Origin of the sequence: Iodobacter violaceini (genome assembly GCF_011601265.1) — a bacterium.
GTDB classification, from domain to species: domain Bacteria; phylum Pseudomonadota; class Gammaproteobacteria; order Burkholderiales; family Chitinibacteraceae; genus Iodobacter; species Iodobacter violaceini.
Genome location: NZ_JAAOLX010000067.1, coordinates 1 through 208, shown reverse-complemented (window position 1 = coordinate 208; position 208 = coordinate 1). Strand labels below are relative to the sequence as shown.

At 62.5% G+C, this 208-nt stretch carries 1 protein-coding gene; it reads right to left on the bottom strand.

Annotated features, from left to right (window positions below; translation table 11 throughout):
• Positions 1-208, bottom strand: a 208-nt coding sequence (locus HA050_RS21885; RefSeq protein ID WP_166830606.1) for a hypothetical protein, incomplete at both ends; no start/stop codon positions are given.

The following is a 208-nucleotide window of genomic DNA, read 5'->3' as shown; positions in this document are numbered from 1 at the left end:
CGGCCTGGGCCGTGGTCAGCGCCGCAGCCTGATCAGAGGTTAAGCCCTGCAATGAGCCGGTGGTCAGGGCCAGGGTCTGATCCGTGGTCAGCGTGGCCACTTGTGCGGTGGTCAGGGCTTTAATCTGATTGCTCGACAGCACGGCAATCCCTGCTGTGCTGACAACGGCCAGATCGCGGGTTTCCAGCGCAGCCATGCTGTTGGTAGA